Below are 24,756 nucleotides of genomic sequence, written 5' to 3'. Positions count from 1 at the left end.
GAAGCTAAAAAGGGAAGATGTTCCGATGGCCTCTGGCAAGCCGGCTGCAGCCCCCGCCGATGTCGCGCTCTCGGTGCGGGAGCTGAGCGTAAGTCTGCCGCAAGGAATGGAGCGCGCCTACGCCATCGAGAACATCTCCTTTGATCTGAAGCGCGGACAAATTCTCTGCATCATCGGGGAATCTGGATCGGGCAAGTCGGTCACCGCCAATGCGATCATGGGGCTTCTGCCGAAGGTGATCAGGGTCACCTCGGGGGCGATCCACCTGAATGGGACGAACATCGTGGGCCTTGCGCCTGAGAAGCTCCGCAGCCTGCGCGGCCGAGTCGTCTCGATGATCTTTCAAGACCCTCTCTCAGCGCTCAATCCGCTGATGACCGTGGGCGCGCAGATCGAGGAGGTGATGGCCTCGCACGACGTTGGCATGCCGGCCTCCCGTCGCAGCCGGGCCATAGACTTGTTGATTGAAGTGGGTCTGCCTGATCCGCAGCTCATGTATCACCAATATCCCTTCCGGCTTTCGGGCGGGCAGCGGCAGCGGGTGATGATCGCCATGGCTCTGGCCCTCGAACCTGCGATCCTGATCGCGGACGAGCCGACCACCGCACTCGACGTGACGACCCAGGCGCAGATCCTGCAATTGATCCGCGACATTCAACGCCGCAAGGGAATGAGCGTCATGTTCATCACCCATGATTTCGGCGTCGTCGCGGAGATTGCCGACCACGTTGTGGTGATGGAGAAGGGCCATTGCGTGGAGCAGGGCAGTGCCGCGCAGGTGCTGAAGTCGCCCGGTCATCTCTATACGCGCCGTCTGATCGCAGCCGTGCCCCACCTGACCGGCAAGGACCGCGTTCCCTCGGAAGCCGGGGAGCGAGCGTCGATCCTGAAGGTCGAATGCCTGGCAAAGACTTATCGCAGCGGCAGCGCGCTTTTCCGTACGCAGCGCATCGTGCCTGCGGTCAATGGGGTCAGCTTCGACCTCACGTCGAGTCGCACGCTCGGCGTCGTCGGGGAAAGCGGTTCGGGCAAGTCGTCGCTCGGTCGGCTGCTGATCAAGCTCATGGAGTGCGACGGCGGCTCGATTCTGTTCGAAGGCCGCGACATCGCCGGGCTTTCCGAAGCCGAGTTTCGGCCGCTACGGCCGAAGATCCAGATGATCTTTCAGGATCCTTTCGCATCGCTCAATCCGCGATCGACGGTCGGGCAAATTCTCACAGTCGGCCCGGTCGCGCATGGCATGCCTTATGACGAAGCTTGCGGGCGCGCGCGGGAGCTCCTGTCCCATGTCGGCCTGGATGCAGGCGCCTTTGAGCGCTATCCGCACGAGTTCTCCGGCGGGCAGCGCCAGCGCGTCGGCATCGCTCGAGCGCTGATGTTCAAACCAAAATTGCTGATTGCCGACGAAGCGGTCTCAGCGCTCGACGTATCGATCCAGGCCCAGATCTTGAAGCTGCTTGATCAGATCCAGCGGGAGACCGGCGTCTCGATGATCTTCATCACGCATGATCTGCGCGTCGCAAGCCAAATCTGCGATGAAATCGCCGTCATGCATCGAGGGCAAATCGTGGAACGCGGACCGCCGTCCCAGATATTCCTCGATCCGAAATCCACCTACACGCGAGAGCTGGTGGCAGCGATCCCGGGCGAGCAAGCCCGGACCATGCCCGAACATGCAGACTACGGCGGACAGCACAAGGGAGGGGAGACGTTATGACCAAGGGTTCTGCGACGACATCGAGCTACTCGCGGCGTGATGCTCTGCGCATGATGGCGATCGGTGGAGCTGCCGGTCTGATCGCGCCCAATCTATTGGGCAAGCCGGCCCACGCGCGCACTCCGACAAAGCCAACTGGCCGCGTGATCGTCGGCCTTGGACAAGAGCCGACCGTCTTCAATCCGCTGATGGCACACATTGAGGTCGATGATGGTGTGCATTTCTCGGTGTTCGACGCGCTCTTCCGCATCGACCCTCAAGGCGTCATTCAGCCCAATCTTGCCGTGGAAGTGCCGGACCAAAAGAACGGCGGTATTTCGGAAGACGGTCTCAAATGGCGCATTCGTTTGCGTGATGACGTCCGGTGGCACGACGGCAAGCCTTTCAGCGCCGAGGACGTCAAATTCACACTGGAACTGATCACGAGTCCCAACTTCCGGAGTTGGCGCACGGCTGGCCATGCTCTCGTGCGCGACATTACGGTGCTCTCGCCGACGGAGATCTCGTGGCGAATGGAGGAGGCCTTTGCGCCCTATCTGTCGTTCCTGACCGAAACCTTCATCGTCCCCAAGCACATCCTCGAGAAAGAGGCCAATCCGAACAACGCCGCCTTCAACCAGGCCCCGGTCGGCACCGGCGCCTTCAAGTGGGGCAAGAGGGTTGCTGGTGATCATCTCGAACTCGTTGCGAACACCGAATACTTCGGTGATGGCCCTCACATCGAGAGGCTGGTCTTCAAATACATTCCCGATCTCACGGTCCTCTACACCCAGTTCAAGAGCGGCGACATTGATCTCGTAGGTCAGCCTTACATCACGCCCGATCATTACGTGGAAGCCAAGACGCTGCCGAATCGGGTTGTGACGCTCCTCCCGAGGACCTCGTTCGAATCCTTCTACCTGAACCTCGAGCGCCCGCAGTTCAAGGAGCTTGCTGTTCGCGAGGCACTCTACGCGGCGATCGACAAGGAGGCGATCATTCAGGGGCTCTATTACGGCGTGCCGACCCCGACGGAGACGTTCATGCCGAGGCAGTCCTTCTTCTTCAACGCCAACCTGACCTTGCACCAATTCGACCTGAATCGCGCGGGCAAGATCCTCGATCAAGCCGGCTGGGCAAAGGGCGCGGACGGCATTCGTGCCAAGAACGGCGTTCGCCTGTCCTTTTCCAATTCGACCACGTCGGGCGATCCGCTTCGCGAGCAGCTGCAGCAGTTCCTGCAGCAGACCTTTGCGCAGGTCGGCGTCGAGATGAAGATATCGAACCTGCCGGCCGCCGTGATGTGGGGCGAGTTCTGGATGCAATCGCAGTTCGATTCCGTGATCGTCGGCAGCTCGTATCTAATTGGCGCCGATCCGGATGTCACCAATCGCTTGCACTCGCGCTCGATCGGAGCGAAGGGCGGCCGCGGCTCGAACAACGCGCAGTATGCAAATCCGGAGGTCGATGCACTCCTTGACAAAGGCGCACGCACCTTCGATCCCGAAGCGCGCCGCGCGATCTACTCTCGCGTGCAGGAACTCGTGCGCCGCGACCTGCCTTTCCTGCCGCTGTATCAGAGCAACTCGGTCGAAGGTCTCAAGAAGGGGATCAACGGATTCGTGCCGAATGGCAATACCCGCACCGAGTCCTGGAACGCGCTTGCCTGGTATTGGGCGAGCTGATGTCTTGCCGGACGGACCACGGCGGACGGCATTGTCACGCTAATGGAGGACTCGAATGTCCGCCTTCCTGCTGAATCGTCTCTTCCAGAGCATCGTGCTGCTGGTGATCGTCTCGATCATCGGTTTCACGGTTCTCAACCTCATGCCGGGCGGGCCCCTCGCCCAATTCGGGCTGGATCCCGGCATGACCCAGAAGGACGTCGAGCGGCTCGCTGCACAGTTGGGCCTCAATCGCCCACTGTGGATTCAGTATCTCGATTGGGCCTGGCGACTGATGCAGGGCGACTGGGGACACTCTTTCCGGGACGGCTCTTCCGTGCTTGCAGTGATCGGTCGCCATCTGCTGGCGACGCTGCTGCTGATGGGCACATCCACCGCATTGGCGATCGCGGCCGGCACGTGGATCGGGATCCGCGGTGCCACCCACCGCTATTCCCTCTTCGACTACTGCGCGACTGTCGGCGCCATGGTGGCGCTGTCCGTTCCGACGTTCTGGTTCGGCCTGATCGGCATCTACATCTTCACCCTGAAGCTGGGGTGGGTGCCCGCAGGCAACATGTACACGATCGGCGACGGCTCCGTCCTGGACTATCTGCATCACCTGATCTTGCCGAGCATGGTGCTGTCGCTCGTTCATGTCGCGATCTGGAGCCGTTACATGCGGACGGCGACGCTCGATGCGTTGAGTCAGGATTTCGTCAAGACGGCGCGGGCCAAGGGCGTGAGCGAGCGCCGCATCTTGCTGAAACATGTCATCGGCAATGCGCTGTTGCCGATGATCACGCTGGCAGGGATGCAATTGTCCAGCATTCTCACCGGCGCGCTGGTCACGGAGACCGTGTTCACCTGGCCGGGCATGGGGCGGCTGTTTCTCGACAGCCTTGGCTACAGCGACTATCCGGTCGTGATGGGGCTGTTGATCTTCTCGGCCATCCTGGTCGTGTTGGGCAATCTGATCGCAGACATCGTGATCGCAACCGTCGATCCGCGCATTCGCCTGGCCTGAGCCTGCGGACCCACGCCAGATAAGAGGAGCGAGTAGATATGACCGCCATCGTCGCGCACGCAGCTCCGACCCGCTGGTGGAACAGCCGCGCTGTTAACCGCTTCATGCGTCACCATCTGGCACTCCTGGGAATCGCGATGATCAGCCTGCTCGTGCTGGCGTGCGCCATCGGTCCCTATGCCTTGCCCTACGACTCGCTCCATATCGATCTGCGCGCCCGCTTTGCTCCGCCCCTGACAGGCCACCATTACTTCGGCACGGATCCTTTGGGGCGTGACCTCGCGGTGCGGCTGTTGATGGCCGGGCGCGTCTCGCTGGCGGTGGGATTCTCCGCGATGTTGCTGTCGACGTTGATCGGTACGCTCGTCGGCGTGACGGCCGGCTATCGCGGGGGCTGGGTCGGGGCCGCACTGATGCGGATGGTGGATGGCTTCCTATCCTATCCCTCGATCTTCCTCGTGCTGGCGCTCGCCGCAACGCTGCGCCCGAGCCCGGTGATGATCACGGTGATCATTGCCGTCACGAGCTGGATGGAGACGGCGCGAATTGTCGAGGCCGAGGTCCGTTCGCTGCGCGAGCGCGAGTTCGTCCAGGCTGCGCGCATGGTCGGGCTTAGCAGGGCGCACATCATGTTCCGCGAGATCCTGCCAAATGCCATGGGGCCAATCATCGTCGCCGCAAGTCTGGCCGTCGCACGCGCGATCCTTCTGGAGGCCTATATCAGCTTTCTCGGCTACGGCATCCAGCCGCCGCTGCCCAGCTGGGGCAACATGCTCAATGGCGCCCAGCAATATCTGGCGAGCGCTCCCTGGCTCGCCATCATTCCCGGTGCCGCGATTACGATGGCGGTAACGAGCTTCAATTTCATCGGTGACGGTCTGCGAGATGCCCTCGACGTTCGAAACGACCACATCTGAACGATTTCAACCGAGTCGCGGCTGAACCCAGCAACCATACGAGAAGAAAAGCCATGCACGCGCCGAGAGTTGCCGAGAAGGCCACGCCCTATTGGTGGGAAGCCGCGCCGCTTAAGCCGCCGCCTCAGCAGCCAATGGCCAAGAAGCTCGACGTGTTGATCGTGGGCGCGGGCTATGCAGGGCTCTCGGCCGGTCTGGTGCTGGCGCGCGAGGGCCGCTCAGTTGCGGCCTATGATGCTATGGACCCTGGGGAAGGAGCTTCGACGCGCAACGGCGGTATCACCAGCGGATCCATTCGGCCCGACTACGCGACGCTCACGCGCCGGTTCGGAGAAGAGAAGGCGCTGGCGATCGAGGCGGAAGGCAAGGCCGCGCGCGAGTTCCTGTACGATTTCATCAGGACGGAAGGCCTCGCCTGCGACTTCCAGCCGGTGGGGCAGTTCAAGGGCGCCTTCGGCTATGAACAATACGAAGCCATGGCGCGGAGCGCGGAGCGGCTCGCAAAGAAACTTGGGATCGAAGCGTACGCAGTTTCCTATGCCGAGCAGCGCAAGTACATCGGCACCGATATCTATCGCGGCGGTTCGGTTCGGATGGACATCGGCGGACTGCACCCGGCGAAATTCCACGCCGAACTGCTGCGGGTCGCGCTCGCTTCCGGATTGACAGTCCACGCGCGGACGCCCGTGATCTCGATCGACAGAGATGGCTCCGGCTTCCGCGTCTTCACCGCGGCCGGTCCGGTGCAGGCGCGTCAGGTGCTGGTGTGTACCAACGGTTACACCGATGGCGCCGCGCCCTTCCTGCGCCGTCGGCTGGTCCCGGTTCGCAGCCGGATCATTGCGACGGAGGAGCTTGCGCCCGAGGTCATGGCGCGGCTGATGCCGAAACGCATGATGATCACCGAGAACCGGGAGGTCGGCTTCTATTATCGGCCCTCGCCTGATGGCAAACGCATCTTGCTCGGCGGCCGCGACAGCTCTCGGGTCGGCGACCCCGTCGCCCCGAAGCTGCTTCTGCGCAATGGCCTGGTGAATCTGTTCCCTGAGCTGGATGCCGTTCGCCTCTCACACAGTTGGTTCGGCAATGTGGCCATGAACCGCGACATGATTCCGCGCATCTTCGAGAAGGAAGGTATCGTCTATGCCAGCGGCTTCTGCGGGTCGGGCGTGGTCTGGGCGCCATGGGTCGGTATGCATGCGGCGCACAAGCTCATGGGACACGAAGAGCGGGCGCGCACCGCGTTCGACTTCAGGCCTCCGGCCTTCATCCCGTTCTATCGAGGCAATCCGTGGTTCATGCCTGCCTTCATTCATGGCTACCGGATGCGTGACCGGATCGCGATGTGGCGCGCCAGCCGTTGATAGCCGGCAGCGCAGCTTACAACCCAGGGCGTGAATTCCGGAGGCACTTCCGCCTCTCGAAAGAAGATTGACGATGCAGTACGTGTCCACGCGCGGCCATTCAGGCCGCAAGCAATTCTGCGAGGCATTGCTTGAAGGCCTCGCCCCCGATGGCGGGCTGTACGTCCCGGAGACCTATCCTCGCGTGGACCACGCCACGCTGGATGCGTGGCGTACGCTGTCCTACGCCAACCTGGCTTTCGAGATCCTGTCACTCTATGTCGGCGATATTCCCTCCGCCGACCTGAAAGCCATCTGTGCAAAGACCTACACGCCGGAGATATTCGGAAAGCCTGACATCGCGCCGCTGCGAAAGCTGGAGAGGGGACTTTATCTCCAGGAGCTGTCGAATGGTCCCACGCTGGCGTTCAAGGACATGGCCATGCAGTTGCTCGGCAATCTGCTCGAGTACGAGCTGACGCGCCGGCAGGAGAACTTGAATATTCTTGGTGCGACCAGTGGCGATACTGGAAGCGCCGCAGAATACGCCATGCGCGGCAAGAAAGGGGTGCGGGTGTTCATGCTCTCGCCCCGCGGACGAATGAGCGCCTTTCAACGAGCTCAGATGTTCAGCCTCCAGGACCACAACATCCACAACATCGCGATAGATGGCGTCTTCGACGATTGCCAGGACATCGTCAAGCGGGTGGCGAATGATCTGGAGTTCAAGCAGCAATACAAGATCGGTGCGGTGAATTCGATCAACTGGGCGAGGCTGCTTGCGCAGGTCGTCTATTACTTCTCCGGTTATCTGCAGGCGTTCGAACGGGGACCGGCAGGCGTAAGCTTTGCAGTGCCTTCAGGAAACTTCGGAAACATCTGCGCCGGCCATGTTGCGCGCATGATGGGGCTTCCGATATCCCGCCTGGTCGTTGCGACCAACGAGAACGACGTGCTGGACGAGTTTTTCCGCACCGGCGTGTATCGCGCTCGGAGCCGGGCCGACACTCTCGAAACGTCGAGCCCCTCGATGGACATTTCCAAGGCATCGAATCTCGAGCGGTTCGTCTTCGACTTGGTCGGTCGCGACGCCGGTCGGACGAAAGCGCTGTTTGATGGTCAGCTCAGGGAACGGGGTGGGTTCGACCTGAGTGGAGATCCCCGATTCGCGGAGGCGGCCGCCAGGTTTGGCTTTCGAAGTGGCAAGAGCAGCCATGCTGATCGGGTGGCGGCGATCCGCGATACGTGGGAGCGTTACCACACTGTGATCGACCCGCACACGGCGGATGGTGTCACAGTCGCGCGCACACACGCCTCCGCCGAGGAGGCAATGATCGTGCTCGAAACTGCACTGCCAATCAAATTCGCGGCGACGATCAAGGAAGCGTTGGGGCGAGAGCCGGATCTTCCAGAACGGTACAAGGGCCTGGAAGAACTGCCGAGGCGCGTCAGAGTCCTCCCCCCGGACGCACGGGCAGTCAAGGACTACATCGCCGAGATTGTGACCAGCTGAACGGCTGCTTGGGATCGAGGACAATCATGGCCGTATTTACGGAATTGTCATTCGACGAGGTGACGGCGTTCTTTCGAGCGCTGGGACTCGCCACGCCTCGTTCACTTCGTGGGATTACCGGAGGAATCGAGAACACGAACTACTTCGTCGATACGGACGGCGAGGCCTATGTGCTCACCTTGTTTGAGCGTCTCACATTCGGGCAATTGCCGTTTTACCTGCACTTGATGAAGCATCTTGCGGCTCGCGGCTTGCCCATGCCGGATCCGGTTGCTGACGCGCATGGCGTGATCCTTTTCTCGCTGAGGGAGCGGCCCGCGGTGGTCGTCAATAGGCTTCCTGGTGCGAGCGAGGCAGAACCTACGGCCGCCCATTGCAGTTCCGTCGGGGAGTGCCTGGCGCGCCTGCACTTGGCCGGGAGCGATTATCCACGACAACAAGACAATCCGCGGGGGCTTCAATGGTGGAACGAGGTCGTGCCGGTGCTCGGCCGCTACGTATCCGCCGGACAACGCTCGTTACTCTCGGCTGAACTGAACTTTCAGAAAGAGCTCGCTTTGTCCTCGACTTACAGGCAACTTCCCAGGGGGCCGATACACGCCGATCTCTTCCGCGACAACGTGTTGTTCGAGAGGGGGCGCCTGTCCGGCGTCATTGATTTCTATTTCGCCGGATGCGACACGTTTCTGTTCGATATAGCGGTGTGCCTCAATGACTGGTGCGTCGACGGCCTCACCCGCCGCCCCAATGTCGAGCGAGCCGCCGCTTTCCTGGGTGCTTATGAGAGCGTCCGGCGGCTGACTTCCTCCGAACACAAGCTGCTTCCTGCGATGCAGCGCGCTGCGGCATTCCGGTTTTTGCTGTCGCGCCTGTGGGATGTGCACCTGCCTCGGCAGGCTGCGCTCCTTAAGCGACATGATCCCAGCCACTTCGAGCGAATCTTGCTCATGCTCCGGGGAGAGTTCGCATTATCATGATCGTCCAATTTGCGGCAGCGAGGATGGGGGTACGATGGCGCCGACCTTAGAAGGCCGAATTCGCGAGCTTCTTTCGCAGATCCAGGCGGAGGGCCTCTACAAGCATGAGCGGCTGATCACTGGCGCGCAAGCGGGCCGGATCCGCGTCGTTTCGAAGTCCTCCGAGCGCGAACTCGTCAATCTTTGCGCGAACAACTATCTGGGTCTTACCGATCATCCCGAAGTCATCGCAGCCGCAAAGCGAGGCCTGGATGAGTTCGGGTTTGGCATGGCATCCGTGCGCTTCATCTGCGGTACGCAAACCCTGCACCGCGAACTCGAGCGCACGATCGCTCGCTATCTGGACAAGGATGACGCCATCCTGTTCGCGGCCTGCTTCGACGCCAATGGCGGGGTCTTCGAACCGCTTCTAGAGACCGACGACGCCATCATTTCTGATTCTCTCAATCACGCTTCAATTATCGACGGAGTGCGTCTTTGCAAGGCGAAGCGCTACCGCTTCGCCAACGGCGACATGAACGAGCTCGAGGATCGGCTCAAGGAGGCGGACAGGGACGGAGCCCGGTTCAAATTGATCGCCACTGACGGCGTGTTCTCGATGGACGGATACGTGGCCAAGCTCCCCGCCATTTGCGCCTTGGCCGAGAGGTACGGTGCTGTCGTTATGGTCGATGATTGCCATGCCACCGGTCATCTCGGCGAAGCAGGTCGCGGCACGCCGACGCTGACGGGCACAAGGAGGCAGGTCGAGATTGTCACGGGGACGCTCGGTAAGAGCCTCGGCGGCGCGATGGGAGGCTTCGTCGCGGCGTCGCAACCGTTCGTCGATCTGCTTCGACAGCGAGCGCGTCCATATCTCTTCTCCAACAGCCTCGCCCCGGCAGTGGCGGCGGGATCGATCAAGGCGATCCAGATCGCGGAAACAGCCGACGACCGCCGGCAGCTTCTTGCTGCGCATACACGGCGCTTTCGGTCGGGCTTGGAAAAGGCTGGCTTCGAACTGCTCGCGGGAGAGACGCCAATCATTCCGGTCATGCTGCACGACGCGCGCCTGGCGCAGGATATGGCAGCCGCGCTGGATGAACGCGGCATCTACGTCGCCGCGTTCTTCTATCCCGTCGTCCCCAAAGGAAAGGCGCGGATCAGGACACAGATGTCCGCCGCCCTGAGCGAAAAGGACGTTGAACAGGCCGTCGACGCTTTCGCCGACGCCGGCAAAGCGCTTGGCGTGATTTGATGGTTACAAAGGTGCTCTCATGAAAGCTCTTGTCAAAGCAGCCGCCGAACCCGGGCTCTGGCTCGACGAACGGGGGATTCCGCAGATCGGACCGGATGACGTTCTCATCAAGATCAACAAAACCGGGATCTGCGGCACGGATATCCATATCTACGCCTGGGATGAGTGGGCGCAGCGGACCGTCCCTGTCCCGATGGTCGTCGGCCATGAATATGCAGGCGAGATCGCCGAAGTGGGCGCGAACGTCACGAAGTTCGCGATTGGGCAGCGCGTTTCGGGTGAGGGCCATGTTGTCGGCATGAGCAGCCGCGCTGCGCGAGGAGGGCGGTTTCACCTGGATCCTGAAACGAGGGGGATCGGCGTCAATATTCCCGGAGCTTTTGCTGAATATCTGCGTTTGCCCGCCTTCAATGTCGTGCCGCTCCCTGATGCGATCGATGACGAGATCGGGGCCATCCTCGATCCGCTCGGCAACGCCGTCCACACCGCGTTGTCGTTCGACCTCGTCGGCGAGGATGTGCTCATCACCGGGGCAGGTCCCATTGGCATCATGAGCGCCGCCGTTGCCAGGCATGTCGGTGCGCGGCACGTCGTGATTACCGACGTCAATCCGCATCGTCTGGCATTGGCATCTGGTGTCGCTGACGTCGTTCCCGTCGACGTGAGCAAGGAAGATCTTCGGTCTGTAGCGCAGCGCCTCGGCATGAAGGAAGGGTTCGATGTCCGGCTGGAGATGAGCGGTGCGCCGGCCGCGTTCGACCAAATGGTTGAAAATCTGGTGATGGGCGGCAAGATCGCCATGCTTGGTATCCCTGCTCGACCCGCGACTGTCGACTGGACCAAGCTTGTCTTCAAGATGCTCACCGTCAAGGGAATCTACGGTCGAGAGATGTTTGAGACCTGGCACAAGATGCTCGCAATGCTCGAGAGCGGTCTCGACATCCGCAAAATTATAACGCACCGCCTGCCGGTCACAGAGTTCAAGACCGGATTTGAGATCATGCGCACCGGCAACTGCGGCAAGATCGTGCTGGACTGGAAGGCGTGAATACGCCCTTCGAGAGGGCTCCTGTCGCGGAACAGCAGATTGAACTGCTGCCGCATCATCAATGAAATTATATGCCGAACTTTGCGCCAGTCCGGCTGCGTAATGCTGTCGGACCGAAGTTACGCTGCGAACTGCGCGGGGATCATGAGATGGCCTCACGCGGTCAGGCGCTGGCCATCAGGCCTGCAACCCGAGCAAGAGACGTTGACCGATCATGACAGCCGCAGCTTATCCAGTCGGGCAGCGCGACAATGAGGACGTGGCCCTGCTTCCTTTCGCCAGAGCGCATCTGGAAGGCGCCCTGAAGCTCTCGCAGGAGATGTCCTGGCCCTACCGCATCGAGGATTGGGATGTCGCGCTGCAGTTGGGCCATGGCTTTGTTCTGCAGCGCGACGGGACGGTGATCGGAACCGCGGCGTGGTGGCCATACGGCGAGACTCATGCGTCCGCCGGCATGATCATCGTTGCAAAGGCCGCTCAGGGCCGTGGCTATGGGGCCCGGCTGATGGATGCGTTGCTGACGTCCGCGCGCCCGCGGACCATCGCGCTGAATTCGACGCCGGAAGGCATGACGCTGTATCGCCGCCGTGGCTTCGTCCCGATCGGGATCATCCACCAGCATCACGGAATTCCCCGCCAAAGCCAAGGAACGCCGCGATCAGGCCTCAGACCAATCGCCGCATCGGAGTTCGAGGCGATCGCGCGGCTCGACCGCGCGGCCACAGGGTTGGAGCGGCGGCAGTTGCTGAATCGGCTGTTTGACAGCGGTGACGGCTATGTCCTGGTGCGTGACGGCTTGCTTTGCGGCTACGCCATCTCTCGCCTTTTCGGGCGTGGGCATGTCATCGGTCCCGTCGTGGCCGAAAGCCCGACCGATGCGCGCGCGCTGATCGAATTCACGATCGCGCGGCTCGGGCCTGTCTTCGTCCGGATCGATATTCCAGCCTCCTCGCAGCTCGGGGACTGGCTCGAAAGCATCGGCCTTCAACGCGTCAGCGATGCCACGACAATGGTGCTGGGAACGCCGGCTCCATGGGTTGGGCCGGCGCGCATATTCGGTCTCGCCAACCAGTCATTCGGCTAGGGGACATCGGGATGCTGCGGGTGGAGATGGACAGGGCAGATGCCCCGGACGCCGGTCCGGGCGAAATGGCCGCAACGATCGGCGCGCTGGCAACACCGGCTCTCCTGCTCGACAAGGACCGGCTGGATCGCAATCTCGCGCGCCTGTCCTCTCGTATGGCTCGGCAAGGCGTCGTGTTGCGTCCCCATCTGAAGACAGCAAAATCCATCGACGTTGCCCGACGCGCCCATCGGTCCGGGGCGGGACCAATCACCGTCTCCACCTTGGCGGAAGCGGAATATTTCGCGCAGCACGGCTTCCGGGACATGACCTATGCCGTAGGACTTGCTCCTCACACCGCCGACAGAGCAATGCGCCTGCGGAAAGCAGGCATCGACATCAAGGTGCTGCTGGATTCGCCTGAGCAGGCCGCCATGCTCGCCGCGGCCGGTCGCGCAGCCGGTGTGACACCATCCGCCTTCGTCGAGATCGACTGCGATGGTCACCGCGGCGGGCTGACGGCGACCGATTCCAAGCTCATCGCCGTCGCGGCGGCGCTCGCCGAGGCCGGCGTCAAGATCGCCGGCATTCTCACCCATGCCGGCGAATCCTACGGCCTCAGCACGCCCGCCGCCCTTGTCGCCGCTGCGGAGAACGAGCGCGCCGTGGCCGTCGCCGCCGCAACGACGTTGCGCGCGGCCGGCCATGAGTGTCCCGTCGTCAGCGTCGGTTCGACGCCGACAGCGCATTTCGCCGAAGACCTGACCGGCGTCACGGAAATGCGGGCCGGCGTCTACATGTTCTTCGATCTGGTGATGCACGGCATCGGCGTCTGCACCACCGACGACATCGCCATCTCGGTGCTCGCCACCGTGATCGGCGAGAAGCCCGAGAAGGGTTGGATTTTGGTCGATGCAGGCTGGATGGCGCTGTCGCGCGACCGCGGCACCGCGGCGCAGCGGGTCGACCAGGGGTACGGTCTGGTCTGCGATGTGGCCGGCAAGGTCTATTCCGACCTGATTGTTTCGCATGCGAGCCAGGAGCACGGCATCCTCGCCATCAGGCCCGGCTCGGGTCAGGCTTTGCCCGACCTTCCGATCGGCGCGAAGGTCAGGATTTTGCCCAATCACGCCTGTGCAACGGCGTCGCAACACGAACTGTACAACGTCGTCTCCGCCGGCAGCGACGCGATCGAAGCACGATGGCCACGGATGCGCGGCTGGTAGGCTGTCGAAAGGATCGCTTCCAATGACCTCGCCCCTTCGACACCTGACGGAAGCCGGCTTCCTCGGAAAATTCTACATCGACGGAGAATGGCGGAAGCCGATCGGATCAGTCGCGGCAGCAGCAACCGTCGTCAATCCGGCGACGGAGCAGCCGATCGCCGAGGTTACGCTCGGCGATGACGATGATGTGGACTGCGCCATTGCAGCTGCCAGACGAGCCTTCCCGGGCTGGTCCATGACACCGCCTGGTGACAGAGCGGCGCTGCTCGACCGGGTTCATGGTTTGCTCCTCCAGCGGCTGGAGCTGTTCGCGCAGGCGCTTACGTGCGAGATGGGAGCTGCCATCACCTATGCCCGGCGCGCTCAGGTGCCGCTGGCCGCCGAACATATCCGTGTCGCCCGCGACAATCTCGCGAATTATCCGTTCATCGCCGCGCGCGGCAGCACGGCGATCATGCGAGAGGCGATCGGTGTCTGCGGGCTCATCACCCCCTGGAACTGGCCTCTCTACCAGATCACGGCCAAGGTCGGCCCCGCGCTCGCGGCCGGTTGCACGGTGGTGTTGAAGCCGAGCGAATTGTCGCCGCTGAGCGCCTTGCTATTCGCTGAGGTCATGGACGATGCCGGTTGTCCGCCCGGCGTCTTCAACCTCGTTAATGGAACAGGTCCGATCGTCGGCACTCGTCTGGCGTCGCATCCGCAGGTGGACATGATCTCGATCACCGGCTCGACGCGCGCCGGCGTTCTCGTCGCGCAAGCGGCAGCGCCCACCGTCAAGCGCGTTGCCCAGGAGCTCGGCGGCAAGTCGCCGAATATCATCTTGCCGGACGCCGATCTCAGCCGTGCCGTTCCGCTCGGCGTCGGTGCCGCCTTCCGCAATCTCGGCCAATCCTGCAGCGCACCGACGCGCATGCTCGTGTCTCGCGCACAGATGGAAGAGGTCGAGACCTTGGCGGCCGCGGCCGCTTCAAAACTGGTTGTCGGCGATCCCCTTGTGGAAAGCACGACTCATGGCCCGATTGCCAACCGGCCGCAGTTCGAGCGCGTGCAGACCATGATCAATGTGGGTCTGAACGAAGGCGCCAAGCTCGTCATCGGCGGGCCGGGGCGGCCCGACGACCTTCAGATTGGCTTCTATGCGCGTCCAACCATCTTCTCGGACGTCCGTCGCGACATGCGGATCGCGCAGGAGGAGATCTTCGGCCCGGTGCTGGCGATCATTCCCTACGAGTCGGTCGACGAGGCGATCGCGATCGCCAACGACACCGTCTACGGCCTCGGCGCCCATGTGCAGGGCACTGATATGGAGACGATGCGGATCCTCGCCGGACAGATCCAGTCGGGTCAAGTTCATCTCAATTATCCTGACTGGGACCCCAAAGCTCCCTTTGGCGGCTACAAGCGTTCCGGCAACGGTCGCGAATACGGCCGCGAGGGCATGGAGGAGTATCTGGAGACCAAGGCCGTTCTCGGATTTTACCGGTGAACGCCAGCGATCTACCGGAGCAATCGATTCAGATCGGGGAATTTCAGCATGTTTCCGAAAGGATCGAACGCGGCGAATTGGTTTTGAACGCAATCGGCGCGGTCCTCGAGGGGTCCCGCCGCCCTTCGCCGAACTGGGACTCGGTCGGGCATGAGCAGCTTCGTTCAATCAAGCGGCCAAAAACCCGAGCATCTTGCGAAGTCCGAGATGATTTCAGCACATTCTATCGAGCGCATGGTGCGATGAAGGGCTGATCGGAACTTGCTTTTCGCATTCCTGGCAGCCGAGGTTCGTCGGAACATGTCGCCCCACGTCGAGCACATTCACAGCGATGAGCGTCTCCCGGCCGAGGCCGACGTCGTCATCGTCGGCGGCGGCATCCTCGGCTCTACGGCCGCCTATTACTTGGCGAAGCGCGGCCTCTCTGTGGCGCTCCTCGAGAAGGGCCACGTCGCCTGTGAGCAATCGAGCCGAAACTGGGGTTGGTGCCGCCAGCAGAACCGCGACCGGCGCGAACTGCCGCTCTCGGTGCTGTCCATGCGGCTGTGGGACGAACTCACGCGGAATATCAATCGGGACCTCGGATTTCGACGCTGCGGTCTCGTCTATGCGACCCACGACGAGGCTGTGCTCGCCGGCTGGGAAAGGTGGCGCGAGGTCGCCAGGGAGTACGACGTCGACACCCGCGTGCTGAGCCGGGCGGAGGTGGCCGAGCGCGTCCCCGAAGCGCGCGACAAATGGGTCGGCGGGACCTATTCGGAGCGGGACGGAAAGGCCGAACCTGCGCTCGCTGCGCCGGCTATCGCCGATGCGGCCAGAACTCTGGGTGCCACGATCCACCAGGGATGTGCCGCACGGGCGCTCGACCTGGCCAATGGCAAGATTGCGGGCGTGCACACGGAAAAGGGCTACATCAGAACCAACGCGGTGCTGTGCGCCGCCGGCGCCTGGTCCTCGCGCTTCCTTCGGCCGCTTGGGGTCAGTTTCCCCCAAGCGAGCATCCGGCAGACCGCGCTGCGTTCTACCCCGACAATCAACATCGGCGAGGCAGTCTCGACGCCATACTGCACGATTACGCGCCGACTGGATGGCAGCTACACGCTTGCGATCAGCGGCAAGGCGAACCTCGAAATCACGCCCCAGGCTATCCGGTATAGCCGGGAATTCATGCCGCAGTTCTTGCGTCGCCTGAAGAACGTCAGGCTCGGCATCGGCCAATCGTTCGTCTCGGGGCCGGATTCAATGCCGGCGCTGCTGACCAACGACGACCGGATCTTCGAACAGAATCGCGTGCTGGATCCCGCGCCCTTGAAATGGCTGGTGAGCCAAGTGGTGGAGAGTGTCCGGAAAACCTTCCCACAACTCGGCGAAATCAAGCTCGATAGCGCCTGGGGCGGCTTCGTCGATTGCACGCCGGATGCAGTGCCCGTGGTGTCGCAGGTGGACGGGGTGGAAGGCCTCGTGCTCGCGGCGGGCTGCTCGGGTCACGGCTTCGGTTTGGGCCCGGGGCTCGGCTTTCTGGCCGCACAGCTCGTCGTCAACGACACGCCTTGCGTTGATCCCACACCGTTCCGGCTGTCGCGTCTGGTCGACGGCTCGAAGCTGGACATCGCCGCCATCTGAAGATCGAGCCGGCGATCGAACAGGTCGCGGCCTGATCGCGATTTAGCAGTTCCTAAAGGGCGTTTCCTCCCCAACTTGAGCCACTCCTTTGGGAGTGGCTCTTTCTTTATGGCAAACGATTCGGCTGATCGAGGTGACTCGGCCGAAGATGCATCGTTTGGGCGTCGACGTAAGCATCGCCAGCTCGCCGGCCGATGGTTCAACGGGCAGACTTCTCTCCCAATGGGCAAACGATCGCGCCGGCGTTCATGATGTCCGCCGGATCAAAGGCGGTCTTGATCCGGCGCATCGCCGCGATACGCCCGACATCACCGTACCGTTCCAGAAGGTGCTTCTTGAAACGGCCGACGCCGTGCTCCGCGCTGAACGTGCCGCCGAGCGCCGCAGCCGTGTCGTAGAGTTGCAGCGACAGGCTGCCTTCGATCCGCTTGGTGAACTCCAGCCGGTCGAGATCGGGAGGAACGAGCACGTTGTAGTGCAGATTGCCGTCGCCGACATGGCCGTAGACGGACAGTTCAAGGTCGGCGTCGTACGATCGCACCTGCGAGCCGGCCAGATTGAGAAAGCGCTGAATGGAGGAAATCGGTACCGAGATGTCGTGCTTGACCGATCCGTTCCGGCGCTTCTCGCCCATCCGGGATGGTCTCGCGGAGCCGCCACATCGCGGTCCGCTGCGATCCGCTCTGTGCCAGGAGCGCGTCCTCGATCCATCCGGCCTCGATCGCCTCGGCCAGAACGGCTTCCATCAGATCGTCGAGATCGAGATGGCGCGAGGAAAAGGCGAACTCGACGAGGACGGCGCCTACCGGGCTCACTCCAAGGGGGCGGGTCGGTCATTGCTGCGGTCGCGAGCGCGATGGATCGGGCCGCCATGAATTCGAACGTGGCCAGCAGGTCTGCGGATTCGCGACGCACCAACGTGAGAGGCTCGGCGAGCGGCGCGCCGCTCGCCGAGCTTCAGCCAGGCAGTCGCGCGGTGGACCGGCAAAGGCGCGAGACGCAACACTGCGCCGGTGACAATGCCGAGAGTCCCCAAACGAAGCACTGCTTGACGTCATAGCCGGTGTTGTTCTTCCGCAGCTTGCGCATGTCGGAGACCACCGTGCCGTCCGCCAGCACCGCCTCGATCCCGAGCAGCAGATCGCGCGTCATCCCGTACCTGACGACTGACAGCCCGCCGGCGTTCGTGCCGATGTTACCGCCGATCCGGCAACTGCCTTCCGCGCCGAGGCTGAGCGGCAACAGAAACCCGACATCCGCCGGAGCGTTCTGCACATTTTTTAGAATGGCGTCGGCGTCGACCCGGCACGGGGTCCGCACTCGCCCGGCGATTTGCAGAGGGCGGCTATCGCGTTGCCCTTCTGGCTCGGAATGAGGAACGGCTTACGGCGCTGGAAAAGGAGCTGTCCAATGCCAGGGGATATCGATGCGATGTATCCGATGCCGCTCAGGTCGAGATGGTCGCATCCGCCGTTGAACATGATCTCGGCAAGCCTGGCGTCGTCGTTCACAACGCCGTCGGCGGAGCATTCGGCACATTCCGCGAGATCGACCCAGCCATTTTGAACCGCAACTTTCAGGTCAACACGATGGGGCTGTTGTACCTCGCCAGACGATTTGCACCGGCGATGATCGACGCTGGGAAGGGCGCCATCGCTGCTAGCCCGGTTTCGCAGGTTTCGCGCCAACCAAGGCGGCGCAGCGGATCCTGGCCGAGGGCGATGGCGCGCGAGCTCGGGCCGCGGGGCGTGCACATCGCCTATGTCGTCGTCGACGCGGTGATCGACCTCGAGTGGACAAGGAAGCGCTGGCCGGACCGGCCGGACGACTTCTTCATCAAGCCGCGGGCGATCGCCGACGAGATCTGGCACGTCGTTCACCAGGATCGCAGCGCGTGGTCGTTCAACGTCGAGCTGCGCCCGTTTGGCGAGGCCTGGTAACCCGCAGAGACGAGTGCCTTCCGGCCGCTTGAGCGCCGCGCGTCGGCGTCTCGCTCATCCATGATAAGGACGGGCGGAACGTGTGCACCGGGAGATCGAGAAAAAAGGCTATGATCGCCAATGTGAGCAGGCCTTCGGGAAGAGATGTGTGACGGCAGGATTTACGTTCGCAATATGGCTTCGATCTCTTGCGCTGCTTCGAGCAGCGTAAGGTCCTGTCCGCGCGCGGCGATGATCTGAAGGCCGAATGGAAGTCCGCACCGATCGGCTTCGCACGAAATCGAAATCGCCGGCAGGCGGGCATGATTGACGAAAGGCGTGAACACCGCGTGGGCGCGTGGGCTGGCGGCTTTTCCGCCGATCATGTCAGGGCCGAACTGCGTCAGTGGCCACGCGACGCATGGGACGGTCGGCGTCAGCAGCAGGTCGATCTCGCCAAAGAACGCCGCAAAGGTCTTGGCGATTGCAGTGCTTGCGAGCAGCGCTCCGGCCACCTCGGCGCCTGACCACGACAGCCCCCGCTCGATCTGCTTGGCGATATCGGGATCGAAGACGGTCGGGTCCTTGCGGAACGGCTCGCCATAAAGCGCGGCAAGGCCCGCATGCTGGAGCGGCATGATGGCATCTTCCGTCACGCCCGCCGGCCAGACGGGTTCGTCTCGCATGATGTGCAATCCTGCGGCCGAGAGACGCTCGACGGCAGAAACGAGCCCGTTCGCGACGGCATCATCAACGACGACATCGAGGCCGAGGCGAGGTGAGAATGCGATGCGTAGACCGGCGACGTCGGAGGTCTCTTGCGCGATGCTCGCCGAATCCGGATCGCGCCGATCGGCGCCGGCCATGGTCTTGAACGCCAGCGCGATGTCGGCGACGTCGGTGGCGATCGGCGCGATGACAGAGAGACCGAAGAACGGCTCGGCGAAGCCCGGTCCATAAGGAATTGCGCCGTAGGACGGCTTGAAGCCGGCGACACCGACATGGGCTGGCGGCCTGCGACTGGAGCCGCCCGCATCGGTGCCGATCGCGAGCGGCACGAGGCCGGCTGCGACGGCGACAGCCGGACCGCCCGATGAGCCACCGGGAGTCAACGCGGGGTCGAGCGGGTGCCGCGTCGGCCCGAACAGCGGTGAGGTCGTCACGCCCTTGCTCGCGAACTCGGAGGTTGCCCCGATGCCGACAACGACGGCTCCGGCCTTGCGCAACCGCTCGATTGCGATCGCATCCTGCGGCGCGACGAAATCGGCAAACAGGCGTGAGCCCTGTGTCACGCGCCAGCCGCCGGTCCAGATGTTGTCCTTGACCACAATGGGGACGCCGGCAAGCGGCATCGCTTCGCCCGCGCGCAGCCGATCGTCGACGGCGGCGGCATCGGCAAGCGTGCGCGAGGGATCTATCGTGACCACAGCGTTCAAGCTCTTCGCAGCCTCGATGCGAGCGAGGGCGGCCCTGGCGGTTCCGACCGCACTCGTCCGCCCGGCCGTAACGTCGGCCGCAATCTCGCGCGCGCTAATGACCGGCTTTGTCATGACCTCCCAGATCAGAGCCAATGTGCCGCCTAGCGCGCGGCACGCCAAGGCGAAGAAGGCCGCGCCGAGGCCAGCCACACCATCCAGGATCGAGCAGGGCGGCAGTCGATCCCAGCGAAGCCAGCGCCATGCTGATGGCGATGGCCGCCGCGCACAGGCTCGCGAACGGCCGTGTTTGGGTCTACCATGGAGTTGCGCTCACGGGAGGAACATGGTGGCAGGCGGCATTTCCATTCACGCGGTCGATGTGGCGAGCGGACGGCCCGCGCAGGGGCTGCGCGTCGAGATCTGGCGGATCGATCCGGATTCGGTGCGCGTCGCCGACGGACGGCTCGGCGCCAATGGCGTGCTCGATCATTCCGTTGCGCAAGGTGCCGGTGTGACGGCAGGCGAGTATGAGGTGCTGTTTCATCTCGGCGAGTTCTTTGGCGAGCGCGACGCCTTCCTGACCGTGACGCCGTTCCGCTTCCGCATCAAGAACGTTGACGAGCATTTCCATCTGCCGCTGAAATTCACGCGCTGGGGCTATTCGCTGTTCCGCGGGGCCTGATCAGTTCGTCAGCCGCCGCGACAGGCCCGTGACGCGCTCCATGACCGCTACCAGCGCGACGGTGGCGATGATCAGCACGCCCGACAGCGCGGCGATGGTGACATCGAGCTTGCCTTCGAGGTCCTGCCACATCCGGATCGGCAGCATGTCGGTTGCGGCATCGCGCAGGAACAGCGACACCGGCACGTTGTCGAAGGACGACATGAAAGCGATGAAGGCGCCCGCGATGATGCCGGGCCGGATCAGCGGCAGCACGATCCTGCGGAAGGTGTAGAGGCGGCTCGCGCCCAGCACCGCCGAGCTTTCAAGCAGGGTCGGCTCGAGCTGGGCGAGCGCTGCGACCGTGTTGCGCACGACATAGGGGACGCAAACCACGGTGTGGCCGATCACCAGCGTCAGCAGCGACACCGGCAGGCCGACCAGCGAAAACAGCATCAGGGCGGCGAGGCCGAAGGCAAGCGCGGGCAGCACCAGCGGCGACATGAAGAGGGAATCGAGCAGCCGCGCCGACAGCGTGCGCGATCGCGAGATCGCGAGCGCCGCGGCGACGCCGAGGGCGACGGACAGGCCGGTCGCCCACAGTGCCACGATCAGGCTGTTCTTCGCGGCGAAGTGCAACTGCCAGGCATTCCACAGCTCGGCGTACCAGCGCAGCGAATAGCCCGGCGGCGGGAAGCGCAGCGAGAAGCCGCTGGTGAAGGAGACGATCAGCACCACGAGCGAAGGCGCGATGATGATAACAAGCGCGATCACGGCGATCACGGTCATGACGAGCTCGAAGCTGATCGCCTCCCAGGTGCGCTTGCGGCCGCTCATCAGGCGCCTCCATAACCGCGCGACATGCGGCCGAGCGTGGTGAAGACCGAGACCACCGCGAGCACGGCGAGCAGGAAAATGATCGAGATCGCGGCCGCGAACGGCCAGTTCTGCAACGTCGAGGCCTGCTGGTAGAGATACATCGGCATGAACAGCATCTGCCCGCCGCCGATCAGCGACTGGGTGATGAAGGCAGTGATCGCGGCGGCATAGGTCAGCGTGCAGCCGGCGATGACGCCGGGCAGAGACAGCGGCAATACGACGCGGAAGAAGGTGCGCCAGCTTCCGGCACCGAGCGAGCAGGAGGCATCGTCGAGATTGGGATCGATGCGGCCGAGCGCGGTGATCAGCGGCAGCGTCATCAGCGGCATCTGCACCTGCGCCAGCGCGATCACCACGCCGAACTGGGTGTACAGCAGCTTTACGGGTGTATCGATGATGCCGAGCGATTGCAGCGTCGCATTGATGATGCCCTGGCGTCCGAGGATGACGATCCAGGCGAAGGTGCGCACCACGACGCTGGTCAAAAGCGGAAGCAGCACGATCAGGATGATGATGGTCTGAAGCTTTGGCCCGACCCGCTGATACAGCCAGGCGATGGGAAAGCCGAGCAGGAGGCAGACGGCCGTCACCTCGGCGCCCAGCAACAGCGTCGAGCCCAGCACGCCGAGGCTGAAGGGATCGGTCAGGAAGTGCAGGTACTGGCCGAGCCCCCAATGGAGCCCGGCGGTGTCGTTGTGCAGCGAGAGCCAGAACAGTTGCAGCAGCGGTGCGACGAAGAAGACCAGGAAGAACAGCGCCAGCGGCGCTGCCAACCCCATTCCGTAGGATGTCACGTCCCGTGATGCCGGTGCTGCGCCCATAGCTTAGATCTTGATCTCGCGATTGAAGCGCTCGATCCAGGCCGAGCGCTGCTCGTTGATCTTCTTCCAGTCCTGGAACACGAATTTCTTCTTCAGTTCAGTGGTGTCCTTGGCAAGCACGCGCGCGATCTCGCCGCCCATGGTGACCTTGGAGTTGGTCGGCACGATCAGATAGGGCGGGTTCATCAGTGTGGTCTGCACCTCCGGCGTCATCGCCGCCTCGATCAGCTTGAAGGCAAGCTCGCGATTGGGCGAGTTCTTGACGATGTGGATCGTGGTCTTGAAGGCGATGGCGCCTTCCTTCGGCGCCACGAACTCGACCGGCACGCCGCGCGCTTTCAAGATCTGGATGGCGTTGAAATTGCCGGGCGAGATGTCGATCTGGCCCTGCTGGAACAGGGTCGCGAGTGCGCCGGGATTTGCGGCGACCGCGGCGAGATTGGGCTTGAGCTCCTCCAGCGCCTTGAAGCCAGGATCGACATTGGTCTCCGAGCCGCCGCGCATCTTGGCGATCTCGACCAGCCAGCCGGTGCCGAGCGTCGAGTTGAGATTGGTGATGCCGACACGGCCCTTGAACTCCGGCTTCCAGAGATCGGCCCACGAGGTCGGCGGCGTCTTGACGGCTTCCGGATTGTAGGTGAGGCCGACGACCTGGAAGAACGGGGCAGGGCCCATCGGCTCCTGCGCCTCGGCGATCAGGTCCTTGTAATAGGCGCTCTTCTCGACAGGATAGGGCTCGACCAGATCCTGGCCGACGGCGACGAGCGCGGGACCGGGATCGTGCAGCATGACGTCGATCGGCGGATTGGCCTTGGCGGCGTTGACCTTCGCGATCTGGTCGACCGAGAGCATCGGATCGAGCACGATCGCGGCATCCGCATTCGCTTTCCGGAACGCCGGCACCAGCACGGCCTTATGGGCCTCCTCCCAGCTTCCGGTAAAAGTCGCAAACACCAGCGGGCGAGCCTGGGCAAAGCTCATCCCGGGAAACGCCTTCGTGGCGCCGAGTGTGAGGGCGGTGGTCAGCAGGCTTCGGCGGTTGAGGATCATGTCGAGCTCCCTGGATGGTGACTGGACCTAAAGTGTTGCGGGAAAGGCGTTGGCGAGCGAGGGCGCGAGCGGAGCGAGGCGTACCGCGGCGCCATTCTCCAGCGCGCGCGTCTCGCCGATGCGCGCCTGGGAAACCTTGACGCCGGAGCCGTCGGCGGTCGTGACTTCGTGCACGACGGTCGCGCCGAGCGGCAGCGACATGCCGACGACGCCGGCAAAGCCGGTGTCGTCGCTGACGAATTGCAGATGCTCGGGGCGGATGCAAACGGTGACGCGCCCGCCTTCGGCAAGGGCGCCGCCCGCAGGCCGCGCGATGATCTCCGCGCCCGCATCGAGCCGCACCTTCGCCGCCGTGCGGTCCGCCGCGACCACAATTCCGGGCATCCGGTTGGTGGAGCCGACGAACGTGTTCACGAACAGCGTCTGCGGGCGGTCGTAGACGTCAGATGGCGTTCCGAACTGTTCGAGCTTGCCGTGGCTGAGAACGGCGACACGGTCAGCCATCGACAGTGCCTCTTCCTGGTCGTGCGTCACGATGAGCGTGGTGATGCCCGACACACGCTGCAGCCGCTTGACCTCGATCTGCATGTCCAGCCGCAAATTCTTGTCGAGCGCGGCAAAGGGCTCGTCCAGCAGCAGGATCGACGGCCTGATCGCGAGCGCGCGGGCAAGGGCAACACGCTGCTGCTGGCCGCCGGAGAGCTGTCGTGGCAGACGCTCCGCCATGGTCGACAATTGCACCAGCTCGAGCAGGCGCTGCGCCTCGCGCTGGCGCGATGTCTTGTCGACGCCGCGCGCGGCGAGCCCGTAAGCGACATTCTCGCTGATCGAGAGGTGCGGGAACAGCGCATAGTTCTGGAACACGATGCCGACGGCGCGCTTGTTCGGCGGCAACGCGTCGACGATGTCGTCGCCGATGATGATCCGCCCCTGCGTCTGCGCCATGAAGCCGGCGATGATACGCAGCAACGTGGTCTTGCCGCAGCCGGACGGGCCGAGCAGCGCGATGATCTCGCCACCCTTGATGTCGAGATTGATGTTCTCGACCGCAAGCGCTCCACTCGGATAGCGGTGGGTGACCGCGTCGACGACGAGCGATCGGCCGCTTGGCGCATCAGCCATGGTGTTGCCTCCCGTTGCCCCAGAAGAGAAAGCAAGTCTCGTGCCCGTCATGCTCGCCTTTCGATG

General features: G+C 63.2%; 22 protein-coding genes and 1 pseudogene. 16 read left to right on the top strand and 7 right to left on the bottom strand.

Features of this window, described 5'->3' with window-relative positions; translation table 11 throughout:
• Window positions 1–25: 25 nt before the first annotated feature.
• From XH85_RS29305 to XH85_RS29240, 14 genes are all read left to right on the top strand, one after another.
• Window positions 26–1,717 (top strand): dipeptide ABC transporter ATP-binding protein, encoded by a 1,692-nt coding sequence (locus tag XH85_RS29305; protein WP_245473242.1) that lies wholly within the window; start codon window positions 26–28, stop codon window positions 1,715–1,717.
• A complete protein-coding gene (locus XH85_RS29300) occupies window positions 1,714–3,381 on the top strand; it encodes a peptide ABC transporter substrate-binding protein (RefSeq protein WP_128934598.1) in 1,668 nt (555 codons plus the stop codon). The genes XH85_RS29305 and XH85_RS29300 overlap by 4 nt, the downstream gene beginning before the upstream one ends.
• Window positions 3,382–3,436: 55 nt before the next feature.
• Window positions 3,437–4,387, top strand: a complete 951-nt coding sequence (locus tag XH85_RS29295; RefSeq protein WP_128934597.1) for an ABC transporter permease — start codon at window positions 3,437–3,439, stop codon at window positions 4,385–4,387.
• Between the two features lie 38 nt (window positions 4,388–4,425).
• Entirely contained in the window at window positions 4,426–5,304 is an 879-nt protein-coding gene (locus tag XH85_RS29290) for an ABC transporter permease (protein ID WP_128934596.1), read from the top strand.
• 53 nt (window positions 5,305–5,357) lie between these two features.
• Window positions 5,358–6,668: an NAD(P)/FAD-dependent oxidoreductase gene (locus XH85_RS29285; RefSeq protein WP_128934595.1), complete on the top strand. Its 1,311-nt coding sequence runs from the start codon at window positions 5,358–5,360 to the stop codon at window positions 6,666–6,668.
• A 73-nt stretch (window positions 6,669–6,741) separates the two neighbouring features.
• Window positions 6,742–8,160 carry a threonine synthase gene (gene thrC / locus XH85_RS29280; protein ID WP_128934594.1) on the top strand — a complete coding sequence of 473 codons (1,419 nt, stop codon included), beginning with the start codon at window positions 6,742–6,744 and terminating at the stop codon, window positions 8,158–8,160.
• Between the two features lie 26 nt (window positions 8,161–8,186).
• On the top strand, window positions 8,187–9,137 hold the full coding sequence (locus XH85_RS29275; RefSeq protein ID WP_128934593.1) for a homoserine kinase: 951 nt from the start codon (window positions 8,187–8,189) through the stop codon (window positions 9,135–9,137).
• A gap of 34 nt (window positions 9,138–9,171) precedes the next feature.
• Entirely contained in the window at window positions 9,172–10,374 is a 1,203-nt protein-coding gene (locus XH85_RS29270; RefSeq protein WP_128934592.1) for a glycine C-acetyltransferase, read from the top strand.
• Between the two features lie 19 nt (window positions 10,375–10,393).
• The gene (gene tdh, locus XH85_RS29265; protein ID WP_128934591.1) at window positions 10,394–11,422 is read left to right on the top strand and encodes an L-threonine 3-dehydrogenase; all 1,029 of its coding nucleotides are present in this window, start codon (window positions 10,394–10,396) and stop codon (window positions 11,420–11,422) included.
• Window positions 11,423–11,636: 214 nt separating this feature from the next.
• Window positions 11,637–12,506, top strand: a complete 870-nt coding sequence (locus XH85_RS29260) for a GNAT family N-acetyltransferase (protein WP_128934590.1) — start codon at window positions 11,637–11,639, stop codon at window positions 12,504–12,506.
• Window positions 12,507–12,517: 11 nt separating this feature from the next.
• A complete protein-coding gene (locus tag XH85_RS29255; RefSeq protein WP_245473192.1) occupies window positions 12,518–13,711 on the top strand; it encodes an alanine racemase in 1,194 nt (397 codons plus the stop codon).
• A 22-nt stretch (window positions 13,712–13,733) separates the two neighbouring features.
• Window positions 13,734–15,197 (top strand): aldehyde dehydrogenase family protein, encoded by a 1,464-nt coding sequence (locus XH85_RS29250; protein ID WP_128934589.1) that lies wholly within the window; start codon window positions 13,734–13,736, stop codon window positions 15,195–15,197.
• A complete protein-coding gene (locus tag XH85_RS29245) occupies window positions 15,194–15,451 on the top strand; it encodes a hypothetical protein (protein WP_128934588.1) in 258 nt (85 codons plus the stop codon). Before XH85_RS29250 ends, XH85_RS29245 begins: the two co-directional genes overlap by 4 nt.
• A 46-nt stretch (window positions 15,452–15,497) precedes the next feature.
• Window positions 15,498–16,820, top strand: a complete 1,323-nt coding sequence (locus XH85_RS29240; protein WP_128934587.1) for an NAD(P)/FAD-dependent oxidoreductase — start codon at window positions 15,498–15,500, stop codon at window positions 16,818–16,820.
• 199 nt (window positions 16,821–17,019) lie between these two features.
• On the opposite strand, the gene XH85_RS46900 is transcribed toward XH85_RS29240, so the two are convergent.
• Both XH85_RS46900 and XH85_RS46895 read right to left on the bottom strand, forming a co-directional pair.
• On the bottom strand, window positions 17,020–17,454 hold the full coding sequence (locus tag XH85_RS46900) for an FAD-binding oxidoreductase (protein ID WP_245473194.1): 435 nt from the start codon (window positions 17,452–17,454) through the stop codon (window positions 17,020–17,022).
• Window positions 17,455–17,777: 323 nt separating this feature from the next.
• Entirely contained in the window at window positions 17,778–18,095 is a 318-nt protein-coding gene (locus tag XH85_RS46895) for an FAD-binding oxidoreductase (protein ID WP_245473196.1), read from the bottom strand.
• 41 nt (window positions 18,096–18,136) lie between these two features.
• On the opposite strand from XH85_RS46895, the pseudogene XH85_RS29230 reads away from it, so the two are divergent.
• A pseudogene (locus XH85_RS29230) lies at window positions 18,137–18,760 on the top strand (SDR family NAD(P)-dependent oxidoreductase); the annotation flags it as partial.
• Between the two features lie 161 nt (window positions 18,761–18,921).
• Here XH85_RS29230 and XH85_RS29225 read toward each other — a convergent pair.
• On the bottom strand, window positions 18,922–20,289 hold the full coding sequence (locus tag XH85_RS29225) for an amidase (RefSeq protein ID WP_128934586.1): 1,368 nt from the start codon (window positions 20,287–20,289) through the stop codon (window positions 18,922–18,924).
• Between the two features lie 214 nt (window positions 20,290–20,503).
• Between XH85_RS29225 and XH85_RS29220 the strand changes: the two genes are divergently transcribed.
• Entirely contained in the window at window positions 20,504–20,839 is a 336-nt protein-coding gene (locus tag XH85_RS29220) for a hydroxyisourate hydrolase (protein WP_164934476.1), read from the top strand.
• Here the strand turns inward: XH85_RS29220 and XH85_RS29215 are convergent, their stop codons facing one another.
• The 4 genes from XH85_RS29215 to XH85_RS29200 are packed head-to-tail and all read right to left on the bottom strand — an operon-like array spanning window position 20,840 to window position 24,690.
• Entirely contained in the window at window positions 20,840–21,655 is an 816-nt protein-coding gene (locus XH85_RS29215) for an ABC transporter permease (protein ID WP_164934434.1), read from the bottom strand. It abuts the gene before it with no gap.
• Window positions 21,655–22,518: an ABC transporter permease gene (locus XH85_RS29210; protein WP_128934584.1), complete on the bottom strand. Its 864-nt coding sequence runs from the start codon at window positions 22,516–22,518 to the stop codon at window positions 21,655–21,657. The genes XH85_RS29215 and XH85_RS29210 overlap by 1 nt, the downstream gene beginning before the upstream one ends.
• Before the next feature lie 3 nt (window positions 22,519–22,521).
• Window positions 22,522–23,568: an ABC transporter substrate-binding protein gene (locus tag XH85_RS29205; RefSeq protein ID WP_128934583.1), complete on the bottom strand. Its 1,047-nt coding sequence runs from the start codon at window positions 23,566–23,568 to the stop codon at window positions 22,522–22,524.
• A gap of 27 nt (window positions 23,569–23,595) precedes the next feature.
• A complete protein-coding gene (locus XH85_RS29200) occupies window positions 23,596–24,690 on the bottom strand; it encodes an ABC transporter ATP-binding protein (RefSeq protein WP_128934582.1) in 1,095 nt (364 codons plus the stop codon).
• Window positions 24,691–24,756 lie beyond the last annotated feature (66 nt).

The organism is Bradyrhizobium zhanjiangense (assembly GCF_004114935.1).
Lineage (GTDB): Bacteria > Pseudomonadota > Alphaproteobacteria > Rhizobiales > Xanthobacteraceae > Bradyrhizobium > Bradyrhizobium zhanjiangense.
This window is presented reverse-complemented; position numbering and strand designations above follow the sequence as displayed.

Excerpts from the sequence above, each read along its gene's own strand:
- XH85_RS29300 (WP_128934598.1), top strand. The coding sequence starts at position 1,714 with ATGACCAAGGGTTCTGCGACGACATCGAGCTACTCGCGGCGTGATGCT.
- thrC (WP_128934594.1), top strand. The coding sequence starts at position 6,742 with ATGCAGTACGTGTCCACGCGCGGCCATTCAGGCCGCAAGCAATTCTGC.
- XH85_RS29270 (WP_128934592.1), top strand. The coding sequence starts at position 9,172 with ATGGCGCCGACCTTAGAAGGCCGAATTCGCGAGCTTCTTTCGCAGATC.
- XH85_RS29225 (WP_128934586.1), bottom strand. The coding sequence starts at position 20,289 with ATGACAAAGCCGGTCATTAGCGCGCGCGAGATTGCGGCCGACGTTACG.
- XH85_RS29240 (WP_128934587.1), top strand. The coding sequence starts at position 15,498 with ATGTCGCCCCACGTCGAGCACATTCACAGCGATGAGCGTCTCCCGGCC.
- XH85_RS29305 (WP_245473242.1), top strand. The coding sequence starts at position 26 with ATGGCCTCTGGCAAGCCGGCTGCAGCCCCCGCCGATGTCGCGCTCTCG.
- XH85_RS29210 (WP_128934584.1), bottom strand. The coding sequence starts at position 22,518 with ATGGGCGCAGCACCGGCATCACGGGACGTGACATCCTACGGAATGGGG.
- XH85_RS29215 (WP_164934434.1), bottom strand. The coding sequence starts at position 21,655 with ATGAGCGGCCGCAAGCGCACCTGGGAGGCGATCAGCTTCGAGCTCGTC.
- XH85_RS46900 (WP_245473194.1), bottom strand. The coding sequence starts at position 17,454 with ATGGGCGAGAAGCGCCGGAACGGATCGGTCAAGCACGACATCTCGGTA.
- XH85_RS29260 (WP_128934590.1), top strand. The coding sequence starts at position 11,637 with ATGACAGCCGCAGCTTATCCAGTCGGGCAGCGCGACAATGAGGACGTG.
- XH85_RS29255 (WP_245473192.1), top strand. The coding sequence starts at position 12,518 with ATGCTGCGGGTGGAGATGGACAGGGCAGATGCCCCGGACGCCGGTCCG.
- XH85_RS29295 (WP_128934597.1), top strand. The coding sequence starts at position 3,437 with ATGTCCGCCTTCCTGCTGAATCGTCTCTTCCAGAGCATCGTGCTGCTG.
- XH85_RS29205 (WP_128934583.1), bottom strand. The coding sequence starts at position 23,568 with ATGATCCTCAACCGCCGAAGCCTGCTGACCACCGCCCTCACACTCGGC.
- XH85_RS29285 (WP_128934595.1), top strand. The coding sequence starts at position 5,358 with ATGCACGCGCCGAGAGTTGCCGAGAAGGCCACGCCCTATTGGTGGGAA.
- tdh (WP_128934591.1), top strand. The coding sequence starts at position 10,394 with ATGAAAGCTCTTGTCAAAGCAGCCGCCGAACCCGGGCTCTGGCTCGAC.
- XH85_RS29275 (WP_128934593.1), top strand. The coding sequence starts at position 8,187 with ATGGCCGTATTTACGGAATTGTCATTCGACGAGGTGACGGCGTTCTTT.
- XH85_RS29290 (WP_128934596.1), top strand. The coding sequence starts at position 4,426 with ATGACCGCCATCGTCGCGCACGCAGCTCCGACCCGCTGGTGGAACAGC.
- XH85_RS29200 (WP_128934582.1), bottom strand. The coding sequence starts at position 24,690 with ATGGCTGATGCGCCAAGCGGCCGATCGCTCGTCGTCGACGCGGTCACC.
- XH85_RS29250 (WP_128934589.1), top strand. The coding sequence starts at position 13,734 with ATGACCTCGCCCCTTCGACACCTGACGGAAGCCGGCTTCCTCGGAAAA.